Source organism: Providencia sp. PROV174 (assembly GCF_028480685.1).
In the GTDB taxonomy this organism is placed as follows: domain Bacteria; phylum Pseudomonadota; class Gammaproteobacteria; order Enterobacterales; family Enterobacteriaceae; genus Providencia; species Providencia rettgeri.
This window is the reverse complement of sequence record NZ_JAMPOT010000017.1, coordinates 119566-132122: the sequence shown is the minus strand read 5'-3', so window position 1 is coordinate 132122 and position 12557 is coordinate 119566. Positions and strand designations below refer to the sequence as shown.

At 37.8% G+C, this 12557-nt stretch carries 13 protein-coding genes and 1 other RNA gene; 7 read left to right on the top strand and 7 right to left on the bottom strand.

Annotated features, from left to right (window positions below; all coding sequences use genetic code 11):
• Complete coding sequence (locus PSE60_RS15190) at window positions 1–1449, top strand: gp53-like domain-containing protein (protein ID WP_272665936.1); 1449 nt, start codon at window positions 1–3, stop codon at window positions 1447–1449.
• 169 nt (window positions 1450–1618) lie between these two features.
• Window positions 1619–2695, top strand: a complete 1077-nt coding sequence (locus PSE60_RS15185) for an acyltransferase family protein (RefSeq protein WP_272665935.1) — start codon at window positions 1619–1621, stop codon at window positions 2693–2695.
• A gap of 101 nt (window positions 2696–2796) precedes the next feature.
• Here PSE60_RS15185 and PSE60_RS15180 read toward each other — a convergent pair whose 3' ends face one another.
• The 3 genes from PSE60_RS15180 to smpB form a co-directional block, all read right to left on the bottom strand.
• The gene (locus PSE60_RS15180) at window positions 2797–3228 is read right to left on the bottom strand and encodes a hypothetical protein (RefSeq protein ID WP_272665934.1); all 432 of its coding nucleotides are present in this window, start codon (window positions 3226–3228) and stop codon (window positions 2797–2799) included.
• Between the two features lie 353 nt (window positions 3229–3581).
• Window positions 3582–3945: a transfer-messenger RNA gene (gene ssrA, locus PSE60_RS15175) on the bottom strand.
• A gap of 48 nt (window positions 3946–3993) precedes the next feature.
• Window positions 3994–4476 carry an SsrA-binding protein SmpB gene (gene smpB, locus PSE60_RS15170; RefSeq protein ID WP_004265004.1) on the bottom strand — a complete coding sequence of 161 codons (483 nt, stop codon included), beginning with the start codon at window positions 4474–4476 and terminating at the stop codon, window positions 3994–3996.
• 153 nt (window positions 4477–4629) lie between these two features.
• On the opposite strand from smpB, the gene PSE60_RS15165 reads away from it, so the two are divergent.
• Together PSE60_RS15165 and PSE60_RS15160 are read left to right on the top strand one after the other, a co-directional pair.
• On the top strand, window positions 4630–5064 hold the full coding sequence (locus tag PSE60_RS15165) for a type II toxin-antitoxin system RatA family toxin (RefSeq protein WP_272665933.1): 435 nt from the start codon (window positions 4630–4632) through the stop codon (window positions 5062–5064).
• A complete protein-coding gene (locus PSE60_RS15160) occupies window positions 5048–5353 on the top strand; it encodes an RnfH family protein (RefSeq protein WP_272665932.1) in 306 nt (101 codons plus the stop codon). The genes PSE60_RS15165 and PSE60_RS15160 overlap by 17 nt, the downstream gene beginning before the upstream one ends.
• Before the next feature lie 174 nt (window positions 5354–5527).
• Here the strand turns inward: PSE60_RS15160 and bamE are convergent, their stop codons facing one another.
• From bamE to nadK, 3 genes are all read right to left on the bottom strand, one after another.
• The gene (gene bamE / locus PSE60_RS15155) at window positions 5528–5920 is read right to left on the bottom strand and encodes an outer membrane protein assembly factor BamE (protein WP_272665931.1); all 393 of its coding nucleotides are present in this window, start codon (window positions 5918–5920) and stop codon (window positions 5528–5530) included.
• 112 nt (window positions 5921–6032) lie between these two features.
• Complete coding sequence (gene recN, locus PSE60_RS15150) at window positions 6033–7694, bottom strand: DNA repair protein RecN (RefSeq protein WP_272665930.1); 1662 nt, start codon at window positions 7692–7694, stop codon at window positions 6033–6035.
• Between the two features lie 86 nt (window positions 7695–7780).
• The gene (gene nadK, locus PSE60_RS15145; protein WP_210837108.1) at window positions 7781–8680 is read right to left on the bottom strand and encodes an NAD(+) kinase; all 900 of its coding nucleotides are present in this window, start codon (window positions 8678–8680) and stop codon (window positions 7781–7783) included.
• A gap of 101 nt (window positions 8681–8781) precedes the next feature.
• Between nadK and grpE the strand changes: the two genes are divergently transcribed.
• Window positions 8782–9375 carry a nucleotide exchange factor GrpE gene (gene grpE, locus PSE60_RS15140; protein WP_272665929.1) on the top strand — a complete coding sequence of 198 codons (594 nt, stop codon included), beginning with the start codon at window positions 8782–8784 and terminating at the stop codon, window positions 9373–9375.
• Between the two features lie 105 nt (window positions 9376–9480).
• Here the strand turns inward: grpE and ung are convergent, their stop codons facing one another.
• Complete coding sequence (gene ung, locus PSE60_RS15135) at window positions 9481–10176, bottom strand: uracil-DNA glycosylase (protein ID WP_272665928.1); 696 nt, start codon at window positions 10174–10176, stop codon at window positions 9481–9483.
• 379 nt (window positions 10177–10555) lie between these two features.
• Between ung and grcA the strand changes: the two genes are divergently transcribed.
• Together grcA and PSE60_RS15125 are read left to right on the top strand one after the other, a co-directional pair.
• Window positions 10556–10939: an autonomous glycyl radical cofactor GrcA gene (grcA, locus tag PSE60_RS15130; protein WP_004912835.1), complete on the top strand. Its 384-nt coding sequence runs from the start codon at window positions 10556–10558 to the stop codon at window positions 10937–10939.
• A gap of 158 nt (window positions 10940–11097) precedes the next feature.
• Window positions 11098–12543, top strand: coding sequence for an ankyrin repeat domain-containing protein (locus PSE60_RS15125; RefSeq protein WP_272665927.1), 1446 nt, complete (start codon window positions 11098–11100; stop codon window positions 12541–12543).
• Window positions 12544–12557: the final 14 nt, after the last annotated feature.

The window sequence follows — 12557 nt, the reverse complement described above, 5'->3', positions numbered from 1 at the left end:
ATGACAAAAATCTTTAAAATCCCCTTTGCAACACAAGGGGATAGGACTTCTATTCCCGATGATGTGCAAGCCGATGGCGCGGTTTCTTACACGCAAGGCTATAGCTACGATTATGAGCGTGACCAACAAACTGATCCTGCGGCCAAAGATATCGAACGTGAAAAGATGAACGGCATGTTTCACGATATTACGGAAGCGATTGGCGAGTTGCAGAGCTTTGGTTTTCCTAAGTGGGCAGCAGAAGGCAAGCCATATCCTATTCGCGCCATTGTTTATCATAAAAACAAAACGTGGCAGTCGAAGATTGAAAATAACAATGTTGAACCTGTCGCAGGTACAGCATGGCAGGAACTGAAAGCGGATTTAAGTGCCGGTGATATTAATGTTTATAACAAAACTGAATCCGACAAACGCTTTCAGCCATTAGGCAATTACCAAGCGGCAGGTTATAGCTATTCTAAAGCGGAGTCTGATACCAACTATCAACCCAAAGGCAACTATGCTCCAGCCGGTAATTACGCACTTAAGGGGGAAAGCTACACAAAAGCTGAAGGGGATACACGATACCAAGCTAAGGGCAACTATCAACCATCAGGAGATTATGCCTTAAAAGGGGATAGTTACTCTAAGGCGGAATCCGATGGTAAATATCAACCTAAAGGCAGTTATCAAGCAGCAGGTTATAGCTATTCTAAAGCAGAATCTGACACTAATTACCAACCTAAAGGCAATTATGCCCCTGCGGGTAATTACGCGCTTAAAGGTGAAAGTTACACCAAAGCGGAAGGGGATACACGGTACCAAGCTAAGGGGAGTTATCAGCCATCGGGGGATTATGCCTTAAAAGGAGATAGTTACACTAAAGCTGAAGCCGATAATAAGTACCAACCCAAAGGCAGCTATCAAGCGGCGGGTTATAGCTATTCGAAAGCCGAGTCTGATACTAAATATCAGCTCAAAGGTAACTATGCACCTGCAGGTAATTACGCACTTAAGGGCGAGAGTTATACCAAAGCAGAGGGAGATACTCGGTACCAGCCAAAAGGGAGCTATCAGCCAGCAGGAAACTATGCTCTTAAAGGTGATAGCTACACCAAATCGGAAAGTTATAGCAAAGCAGAAGTCGACAATAAAGTTAATGCAAAAGGTGGGAAAAATACGGCATTAAAAGCTGAAAGTGGCTGGTGGAAGTGTGCTGATACGGGTATGATTTATCAGTGGGGGGTAACTAAAGGAACTTCAAGGGATGAATCGATAACATTTCCGATAGTTTTTCCTACTATATGCGTAAGCATTCAAACAACGATGAAGTTAGCGCCACCTGCAGATTTAAATACATTCCCACCTAAGGTTACATCCTATGATAAATCGAAGTGTACAGTCAGATGGGGTGGGGATTTTGTCGCTAATAGAGGGCAAGTTGCATTCTGGTTTGCGATTGGATATTAAGGAATACTTCGTATCATTTTCGCTAAGTTAATATGAAACAACAATCTAAGTCACAAAATAGCACCAACTTTATTCCAATAAAGGATATGGAAAGGATAATGTGTTGATTTTAGTTAGTATTGCTTAGATAATAATTTGCATTAATTTTACTAATGTAAATTTGGGCGTAATGCATAGAATTCATACAATCGATTATTTAAGGGGGCTGCTTGCACTATCGGTAGTCTTTTATCATTATACCAGTTGGACTACAGGTGATCCGTTAGCAGAAACAATATTAGGCCGCTTAGGAATATATGCAGTTTCCGCTTTCTTCGTTATTAGTGGTATATCGATATACTTGTCATATCATAATTGTAAGTGGAATAAAAAAACGACAAAAGGTTTTTTCATTCGGAGGTTCTTTAGACTAGCCCCCGTTTATTGGATTGCCTTATTTTTTATTATGTATTTGCAATATGCGTCAAGAGGAGAGTTAACATCAAGTATTAGCACATACTTTAATAACTTTTCTCTACTTTTTGGCTTCTATAGTAAAAGAAGCTATCTAGTCACAGGTGGTTGGTCGATAGGTGTAGAAGTCGTTTTTTATGCATTATTTCCATTAATGTTATTGCTTTTTAAATCAATTAAACAAATTATATTATTAGTTAGTCTTGGTATATTGCTTTTTGTTATCTATGCTTTTGTCATCATTGATGATAACGGCAGCCCATATGATGTGTGGAGATACTACATAAATCCATTCAATCAAATGTTGTTTTTTATTGCTGGAATGGTTATCGCTAAATATGCAGAGCAGCTTAAAAGTGTATTAAATAATCAATGTTGTTATTTGATACTTTTAATATCTTTATTACTTTTTGCATTTATACCTGCAAATGGAACATGGGTATCTATAGCGACAGGATGGGAGCGACTAGCCTTTACAGTGATAACAATAGCCGTTGTCACCTCTACGCTTGCAATCAAAATAAAAGAAGATAATTTTATCACTAAGTTTTTACAATTATTAGGAAACATATCTTACCCAGTGTATTTATTGCATGGTATTTTTTTTGATATGGCCTTTTTCTTTTTATCGGATAAGCTAGAATTTTTTACTGACACCGAAAGGAAAGCGATAGCCTTCTTTGTTCTAATTCCAATAGTTATGATTTTCTCTTATCTAGTGTTTGTGAAAGTTGAGAAGCCAATAATAAAAATGGCTAAAAATAAAACTATTATAGATAAAAAAGCAGAGTAGATGTCTGTACAGAAAAGAAGCTTAGGGTAGTATCTTTCCACAATATTAGGTCTACCACAATTTTTAGGTATAGGAAAAAAAATCTTAATTACTTGTTTTTTCTATTCAGGTTTATATGCAACTAAAGTTACGCCATTTTCAATAATCTGAAGTTTCTGGGCTGCTCGCATTGCATTTATAATATCGCGCTGATAAGCCTTATGATTGGCTTGTTCTAACTGAGGCCTCACTCCACTCGCACTATCCACTAGTGCTTCTATATATGCATTGACGTGAATCGCCGTTTCCTTATCACCAAGTAGGTAAATAGTTATGCAATGCTCTTGTAACTTGTGAAAGAACAAACCAGGGTCATTTGAGTTCATCATCTTTTGAATTGTCAAAAGTAATTGGACGTAGGTTTTTGAATTATCTTCACGCTGTTTTAGTTTCGCAGCCGAGAGCTTTTGACGAACGATTGATATATGTGCCCATACAGCCGCAAGTAAAGTCGCAAACCCAGTAATTATTGCTACAATTATAGTTACATCCATGTTCACTCCGTCATTCAGATTAAGATAATATTTTATATTACATTGAGTTTGAGATAATTGTTTGTTTTTACAAAGAAGATAGCTTTATTTTTTGTTACTATTTGTATGTGTCATAATGTGATATGGGCAAGTAAATTGTAGAGTGAAAGCTCAATTTAGATGAACCAGCCAGAATTGCAAAAATAAGCGCCTTAAATAATAAAAAAGCCCACCGAAGTGGGCTTTTAGTAACTTTCAAATGCGCGTGCATTTCACGTGCACTTTCTAGTCTTAATGTTGCCGGTGTCTAGTCCAACTGATTTTGCTAACTTCCTGTTTTTAAACCTGTTGTCCTATCACTGACCCACCAAATTTGGTGGAGCTGGCGGGAGTTGAACCCGCGTCCGAAATTTCTACATCCTCGGTACTACATGCTTAGTCTAGTCTTTAAATTCATTTGCCAGCTGCGGACAGACACGCCACTAACAAACTATCCTGATTAAATTTAACGCTTCAACCCCAGGCAAGGCATCCACGCGATCTCTTTTGGGTTTGACCTCTCTTGATCCCCGTCCTAAGAGCGGAGGCTAGGGAGAGAGGGCTCTAAGCAGGTTATTAAGCTGCTAAAGCGTAGTTTTCGTCGTTTGCGACTATTTTTTTGCGGCTTTTTACGAGGCCAACCGCCCCTCGGCATGCACCTTGGGTTTCGCAAATCCCGTCGAATCCAGAATCAGCCCCAAGTTGTTGAACGCAGTATAACAGAAAAATACTCTATAAAGCTAGAGGTTAGCGGTTAGAATGTTTCATTATACGTGCTTTATCGAGTTGCCATTCACGTTCTTTAATATCAGAACGCTTGTCGTGAGATTTTTTACCTCTGGCAACACCGATTTTAACTTTACACCATGCATTTTTCCAGTAGAGAGAAAGTGCAATAACGGTATAACCTTCACGATTAACTTTACCGTAGAGTGTATCTAATTCGCGTTGATTTAAAAGTAATTTACGGCTACGTGTTGGGTCACATACAACATGTGATGATGCAACCGTCAGTGGTGTGAAGTTTGCACCGAATAAATAAGCTTCACCGTCCCGCAAAAGAACGTAGCTGTCTCCAATGTTGGCTTTGCCTGCACGGAGTGATTTTACTTCCCAACCTTGTAGGGATAGACCCGCCTCGAACTCCTCTTCGATAGAATATTCGTGGCGAGCACGCTTGTTCATAGCAATTGTTGCTGAACCGGGTTTATATGGTTTTTTCTTTGTCATAGTGCAATCATTATACTGTAAGCTGAGTTGAAAGAAATCTTTCTAAGCTGATATTTTTTTGATTGTGCAAATCTTGCCCTATGTGGGTTTTGTTTTTTGTTTAACCAATCAAAGATGGTATTATACGATCAGTTTTTGGGGATAGGAATTGATATGCCACAGATTAGTCGCTCTGCGTTGGTCCCTTTTAGCGCAGAACAAATGTATAAACTCGTTAATGACGTTATTTCATATCCAAGCTTTTTGCCGGGATGTGTAGGTAGCCGAATTATTAGTCATAGCTCTGAAGAAATGACCGCTTCTGTTGAAGTTTCAAAAGCAGGTATTAGCAAAACTTTTGTCACAAAAAATGTGCTAGAGGATAACAGATGCATACACATGCAACTCGTTGAAGGACCATTTAGCAAATTAGCTGGTGGTTGGAAATTTATTCCTTTAAGTGCAGACGCTTGTAAAATCGAGTTTCATCTTGATTTTGAATTTACAAATAAATTGATAGAGCTTGCGTTTGGCAAAATTTTTAAGGAACTAGCAAATAATATGGTTCAAGCTTTCACTTTAAGAGCAAAGGATGTATACAGTGTCTGAGGTGAATATTGAAGTGACATATGCGCTTCCTGAAAAGCAATTTTTGCTATCAGTCAAAGTGAAAGAGGGGACGACAATAGAAGAAGCGATATTAGCTTCTGGTATCCTAGCCCTTAGGGATGATATTGATCTTAAAAAAAATAAGATTGGTATTTATAGTCGCCCCGCTAAATTGACAGATTTAGTGCAAGATGGGGATCGAGTTGAGATTTATCGACCTTTGATTGCAGACCCAAAAGAATTACGACGTAAAAGAGCTGAAAAGTCTAAAGAAGTTAAAAACAAGTAAATTAATTTACTATGGCGAACCGAGCAAAAGCTCGGTTTTTGTCTTTAAATTTATTTGTGCGAAATGCGTTTAAATAAATTTTTAATAAAGGTACTCATAATAACAACCTGCCTGAATAAGTCCTTCAGAAATCAGGTTGTTATTGTCACACTAGGTAGTTCTTAGTGTTTATGGTTAGTCAGCTGTTTTAGTTTCTGATGCTTTTGTTTCAGCAGCTTCCATTGATTCCTGCGCGGCAAGATTTTTCTCATTTTTGATGTCAGTAAGAATACCATTACGATCAAAGACAAGAGTCAAAGTTTCTTGCTGAACTGGGTCATGCCCAAGTTCTTGGCGGAAAACATAATACCAAGTCTGAGTACCAAACGGGTCAGATAACATTGGGGTGCCCAAAGTATAAGCAACCTGTTGCTGTGTCATTCCTTTTTGGATCTTAGCGACATCTTTCGCTGTGAGGTAATTACCTTGGTTAATATCTGGGTGATAGACAAGACGTTCCATCATTGAACAGCCCGTAGACATTAATGCGAGTGATAGCGCGGCAGCAGTTAACAATTTATAACGCATGGATATCTCATTCCTTTTGGAGTCAGAACATCAATGATAATCGACATTGATACAATTTAAAACCTTCCTTATCGACTCTAAGACCACATGAGCGTAAAAAAGTTGTCAAAAATTATGCTGCAAGCAACTCTTTTGCGTTTGCTAGCGTATTTTTTGTTACCTCAGACCCAGCAAGAAGACGCGCAAGCTCTTGTAATCTAGATTTTTTATCCAGTAATTGCATGCGAGTTTCTGTTTCTACACCATTTGTCTCTTTGCTGACATAAAAGTGGTGATGACCGCACCCTGCCACTTGGGGTAAATGTGTAACGCACATAACTTGCGTTGATTCACCTAATTCACGTAGTAACTTTCCTACAATTGCTGCGGTTGGTCCACTAATACCAACATCGACTTCATCAAAAATTAATGCTGGAGTATCCATTTTTTTAGCTGTAATCACTTGGATAGCAAGTGCTATACGTGATAACTCACCGCCCGATGCCACTTTAGCAAGTGCTTGGTGTGGCTGCCCTGGGTTAGTCGTCACATTGAATTCTACTTTACAGGCACCATCAATTTGTAGTTGAGCTGGAGTAAATTTTACATCAATAGTAAACAGACCATGAGGCATTGAAAGTTGGTGCATGCTATTGGTAATTAACGTACTTAATTCTTGGGCATAATGTAAACGTACATGGTGTAAACGTTCTGCACATTCGAGAGCAATACTATGATTTACTTGTACTTGCGCATTTAAGGCTTCAGAGTCTTCATTCTGGTTAGCGATTAGTTCTTGTTCGCTAAGTAATTGCTGAAATAATTCGGGTAAAGCTTCTGGAGTGACATGATGCTTACGCGCTAAGTTAATTTGTTTAGAAATGCGTTTTTCAAGTTCAAACAAGCGATTAGGGTCAAGCTCATATTGGTCACAATAATGCTTTATTTCATCGCTGACTTCGCTGACTTGTATCGATGCTTCTTCAAGCATATCAAGTAGCTCTGAAAATTTAGGGTTGAGAGCGACTAGATCAGTCAATTCATTTTTTGCCATATTTAATAAGCTAATAACATTCGCATCATCATTTTCAGATAGTATTTGCGTTGTTGCTTGGCCAATAGCTAAAAATTGCCCATGATTAGCGAGTTGTTTATATTCTTGGTCTATCTCTTCAAATTCCCCTTGAACAGGAAGGAATTCGTTCAGTTCTTTGAGATGATATTCTAGCAACTGTTGTCGAGATTCACGCTCTTGCATTTGTTTTTGAAATACGGCTAATTGTTGGCAGGAATCGTGCCATATTTGCCATGCTTTTTTCATTTGAGCAATTAGCTCTTGCTGGTTTGAATAGGCATCAAGCAGGGATTTTTGATGAGCGCTATCTAGCAAGAGCTGGTGTGCGTGCTGGCCATGGATTTGGATCAGTAATGTTCCTAGTTCTCTAAGTTGCGATAAAGGAACTGAAACGCCATTAATGAAACCACGTGAACGGCCATCAGCAGAGATAGTACGGCGTAATAGGCATTCATTTTGGTTATCAAGTTGGTGCTCAGTAAGCCAATTGGCAGCCAGTTGAGCATCCTTTAAGGAAAAGCGAGCACAAAGGTCAGCACGTTGTGCGCCGGGGCGTACCATATTGGCTTCACCCCGATTGCCTAAACACAGGCCAAGAGCATCAATAGCAATGGACTTACCCGCACCTGTCTCACCGGTTATGGTTGTCATACCATTACGGAAATCAATTTCTAATTCACGTACGATTGCAAAATTATTGATTGTTAGTTGGGTAAGCATCGGCGCTCTCCTGTAAAAATAAACACCTGTGTTTTAATACAGTGTATGACTGTTTTTTTATACAGTAAAGAGGCAGATTGAAAAAATTAAAAAGTTTTTTTAGCCCATCCTAGTTTTGAACTTAACGTATTGAAATAATTATAATCTTGCGGGTGAACTAAATTAAGATTTTTATTACTACGTTTAACAATGACTTCTTCACCGTCCTGAATAGGGAGCATGATTTGGCTATCACAGCTGACTTCATAATCAATATTTGTTCGTAAAAATTTCAGCCGAATACTGCTGTCGCTGCTAATTACCAGAGGTCTAGAGGATAAGGTATGTGGAAACATTGGAACCAATACAATAGCATCCAAATTCGGGGTTAAAATAGGGCCACCAGCGGAAAGTGAATAAGCTGTAGAACCTGTTGGTGTAGCAATAATTAAACCATCAGAACGTTGAGAAAAGGCAAATTTTTCATCAATATAGACCTCGAACTCAATCATATGAGCAACTTTGCCTGGGTGTAGAACAATTTCATTAATTGCGGTGCTTTTACGTGCTTTTTGGTTAGCTTTAATGACTTGTGCTTCTAGCAAAAAACGTCTTTCTTCACGGTATTCACCTTCAAGAACACGTGAAAGTTGTTGTAGTGCGTTATCAGGGTCTAAATCGGTAAGAAAACCGAGATTACCACGATTTACACCGATAACTTTATTATTATACCGAGATAATATACGAGCAGCGCCGAGCATATTGCCATCTCCTCCAACAACCACAACTAAATCAGCCTGTTGGCCTATTTCAGTTAATGTCCCAGTGTTGGCATTGACTAATTTTAAATCTTTAGCAACTTGTTTATCGATAATGGCGTGATAGTTTTTTGAAATTAACCAATGGTATATTAATTCATGAGTTGCCAATGCTTCAGGGTGCCTAGGGTGCCCGACAATGCCTATCGTTTTAAAATGTGGTAGTGGTGTATTATTGTCCTTTCGCATACTTTTTTGGCCTCTGATTGTATGACTTCCCTTGAATCCCTGTATTAGATCCCCATAATACTCTCATATATGGGATTAATGCTAAATACGCGGAGATATTCATGAGTAGTAAAGACCAAAACATGCATGATGAGCAAGCTTTTGAACAAAATGAATCACAAAAAGTGCAAGCTGAGCAAGAAGCCAGCGTTCAACAAGCTGATGAATTACAAGCAGACGAACAAGCGTTAGCCGCGCGTATTGCTGAGCTTGAGCAACAGTTAGAAGCCTCACAAAAAACTGAACGTGAAGCGATGTTACGTGCACACGCAGAAATTGAAAATATTCGCCGCAGAACTGAGCAAGATATCGAAAAAGCACATAAGTTCGCACTGGAAAAATTCTCAAATGAATTACTACCAGTGATTGATAACTTAGAACGTGCGATAGATGCAGCAGATCACGAAAGTGAAGAGTCTAAAGCGATGTTAGAAGGGCTAAATTTAACGCTAAAAACTTTTTTAGATGCAGTGGCTAAGTTTGGTATTGAGCCTGTCGGTGATGTTAATGTGCCATTTAATCCTGACGTTCATCAAGCGATAACGATGATTGAGTCACCTGACCACCAAGCTGGCCATGTCATTAACGTAATGCAAAAAGGTTATACTTTGAATAGTCGTTTATTAAGACCCGCTATGGTGATTGTCTCTAAATAAAAAGTATTGTTATTTAAATGGAGGCAAATGCCCCCAAGAGAATATTACCAAAGGGAAATCTATCAATTGATTTCCCTTGTGTTATGGTTTAGCGCCAAAAATCATCTATGGTTGTAGATTTGGCTCATCGATTACAGGGTTCCAATCAATAGGTGTTTTACCTAGTTGTTCTAAAATAGTGTTAGTTTGTGAGAAATGACCACAACCTAAAAATCCTCGATGGGCAGAAAGCGGGGAAGGGTGAGGAGCCTTGAGTACATGATGGCGCTTTGTATCAATTATTTTACCTTTTTTCTGTGCATGGGAACCCCACAGCAGAAAAATAACGCCTTGTGTATTTTCATTGATTGCTTCAATAACTTTGTCCGTGAAGGTTTCCCAACCTAAATGAGCATGGGAGTGAGCATTGCCTTGTTCTACGGTGAGGACGGTGTTAAGGAGCAAAACACCCTGTTGAGCCCAACTGAGCAAATACCCATGATTAGGTCTTTGGAAGCCAGCAATATCCTTTTCTAATTCTTTATACATATTCACTAATGATGGTGGCGGCTTAATTCCAGGAAGAACGGAAAAAGAGAGGCCGTGGGCTTGTCCTGGCCCATGGTAAGGGTCTTGTCCTAGGATAACGACTTTAATATCGGCAAGTTCGGTATACCTAAATGCATTAAAAACGTCGTCTTGAGCAGGGTAGATAATTTTACCATTTTTGCGCTGTTCTGCTACATAAGCGAGTGTCTCTTTGAAATAGGGTTTTGATTTTTCAGGGCCAATAACATCGTGCCACGTAATGGAGTTTGACATGAAATATTCCATAACAATGAATTTAGGAAGGAACAATTATATGAACCAGTTGATAGCTATAAGCTTACTGGTTCATGAGAGAGAGATAAAGCCCTGATATTGACTATTAATTTTAAAAAAAATTGAAAATTTATATAAATAGTTAAAAAAAATGAATTATGAATTTTGATTTAAATCATAAAGTTGAGTTGGTTAAATTGGTTGCTAAGTGGAATAATTGATAAATATCAAAGAAAATGGGGGATCTAGCTGGTATAAAATACCTATATAGATTGGTTAGACCAAATATCCAATTACAAGTTTTCATAGATTGATGGTTAATGCAGCTTCGATTTATTAAGCAAATCGAATGCAATCTAGCTCGAACGTGGAGGTCGACATGATTACAGGTATTCAAATTACTAAAACTGATAACGCAGCGTTGTTGAATTCTTTTTGGTTACTCGATGACGAAAAAAATGAAGCTCGTTGTGTTTGTGCGAAAGCCGATTATAACGAAGGGCAAATCGTTGCTAAAGACGAATTAGGTGCTTTTGAGTACCGTGAAGTACCTTTAGAAATGAAGCCAACTGTGCGTGTTGAAGGTGGTCAGCACTTAAATGTTAACGTATTGAGCCGTGAAACATTAGAAGATGCTGTTAAGAATCCAGAAAAATATCCACAATTAACAATCCGTGTTTCTGGTTATGCTGTACGTTTTAATTCATTAACACCTGAACAACAACGTGATGTTATTACTCGTACTTTCACTGAAAGCTTATAATAAATATTAAATGTAATTACATCTAATAATACATAATAAATTCTAAAGCCATTGTTATCAATGGCTTTTTATTTGCGCCTAATAAAGTTGATTATTTCCCCTCTTGGTTATTTGTATTTCAATATTCTTCCAACAAATACACTTGTTAGGGAGAATTCATGTCATTATCAACACTACAAACAATATCAAAAAAGAATGAATATATTTTTGTTAGAGAGAATTTAAATATTTATTTACAGGCTCAATATCAAGAAATTAAACCTTGCATACCAGATATTTGGCCTAAATCTGTATTAAGAGAAGATTTTTTAGGGAGAGGGTCACAACAAAAAGATTATATTTTAGCGCTACTTGCTCAAGGTGCTTATCATAAAGATTGGTGGAATATACAGGGAATTGAAAGGTTAAGTAATAAAGAGATTAATGAGCTCGGAATTAATGCGGAATTATTAAATGATGAGCAGACGGGGCTTCAAGCTAATATTTGTAGATTTAATGATTTATATATTCTTTGTTTTGCGGGTACTAATGATATTATCGATTTTTATAGTAATATCCGTCAAGGACTTGGCTTTTATGACTCTCAGTATTTTCAAGCTGTTGGTTTAATGAATATTTTATTCAATGCAGTAAATGGAAATACGATTTGTACGGGGCATTCATTAGGTGGGGGATTGGCTTCAATTGCGGCGTTAGCGAGTCAATCACCTTGTATTGCATTCAGTCCTGCAGGGTTGGCAGAAAACACGATTAATAATATTGGGATTGACTATCACATTGCTAAAAAAATTGCACAAGAAGGGTTGATACGTTATTACACGGTGCAATATGACTGGCTCGATAGATTACAAAACTCTTTACCGATCCCTTCTGCGTTGGGAAATTGTATTAAAATGGCTTATAGCGAACATAGTTCTTGGAAAGATTGGTTACCGACCCGCTTACTTACACGAAGTTTTATCGCTCATTCAATGCTTAAAATTATTAGGGTTATGTGCAAACATAAACCATGGAATAATTGGAATGCAATCACGGGTGAATATAATAAGGTACAAGAAATACCATTAGAAATTTTCCCAACTAAAGAAGAAAAACAGGAAATGAGTTGGCAAGAATGTTGTGAAAGTGCAATCAAAAAAGGCAATATAGCTGAATTTTCAACGCTGTTATCATTAGAACATAAGTCTTGTGACATTAATATATTGGCCCAGCAATCAGTCAGAACAGTCAATGGGCAATTTATTAAAGTTTTAATGGAATCTCGATATGGGCAAACAGTTAAGATGCTTCAATCAAAAGGGCAAAGAAGTATTTTACATTTAGCTGCACAGAATGGTCGTCTTATACAATCGCAGCTTTTATTAAAAAATGGATTAACAATAAATATTAAGGATAGTTTAGGAAATACGCCTTTACATGATGCTTTAAATAGCCATGCACTCGATGTTGCTACATTATTATTGGAAAATGGAGCGAATTGGCGTATTAAGAATAATAAAGGTCTAGATTGTAAGGATATACTTGGTAACCATATTATTAAGCCTGATTTGCTGACACATGAAGGAAAACAAATGCGAGAGAAAGTTTTGCAAATGATGGGCTAAATAAAAAACGGGCC

Bases quoted from the DNA above. Each gene is read 5' to 3' on its own strand.
- PSE60_RS15190 (WP_272665936.1), top strand. From the start codon at position 1: ATGACAAAAATCTTTAAAATCCCCTTTGCAACACAAGGGGATAGGACT.
- PSE60_RS15185 (WP_272665935.1), top strand. From the start codon at position 1,619: ATGCATAGAATTCATACAATCGATTATTTAAGGGGGCTGCTTGCACTA.
- PSE60_RS15180 (WP_272665934.1), bottom strand. From the start codon at position 3,228: ATGGATGTAACTATAATTGTAGCAATAATTACTGGGTTTGCGACTTTA.
- smpB (WP_004265004.1), bottom strand. From the start codon at position 4,476: ATGACAAAGAAAAAACCATATAAACCCGGTTCAGCAACAATTGCTATG.
- PSE60_RS15165 (WP_272665933.1), top strand. From the start codon at position 4,630: ATGCCACAGATTAGTCGCTCTGCGTTGGTCCCTTTTAGCGCAGAACAA.
- PSE60_RS15160 (WP_272665932.1), top strand. From the start codon at position 5,048: ATGTATACAGTGTCTGAGGTGAATATTGAAGTGACATATGCGCTTCCT.
- bamE (WP_272665931.1), bottom strand. From the start codon at position 5,920: ATGCGTTATAAATTGTTAACTGCTGCCGCGCTATCACTCGCATTAATG.
- recN (WP_272665930.1), bottom strand. From the start codon at position 7,694: ATGCTTACCCAACTAACAATCAATAATTTTGCAATCGTACGTGAATTA.
- nadK (WP_210837108.1), bottom strand. From the start codon at position 8,680: ATGCGAAAGGACAATAATACACCACTACCACATTTTAAAACGATAGGC.
- grpE (WP_272665929.1), top strand. From the start codon at position 8,782: ATGAGTAGTAAAGACCAAAACATGCATGATGAGCAAGCTTTTGAACAA.
- ung (WP_272665928.1), bottom strand. From the start codon at position 10,176: ATGTCAAACTCCATTACGTGGCACGATGTTATTGGCCCTGAAAAATCA.
- grcA (WP_004912835.1), top strand. From the start codon at position 10,556: ATGATTACAGGTATTCAAATTACTAAAACTGATAACGCAGCGTTGTTG.
- PSE60_RS15125 (WP_272665927.1), top strand. From the start codon at position 11,098: ATGTCATTATCAACACTACAAACAATATCAAAAAAGAATGAATATATT.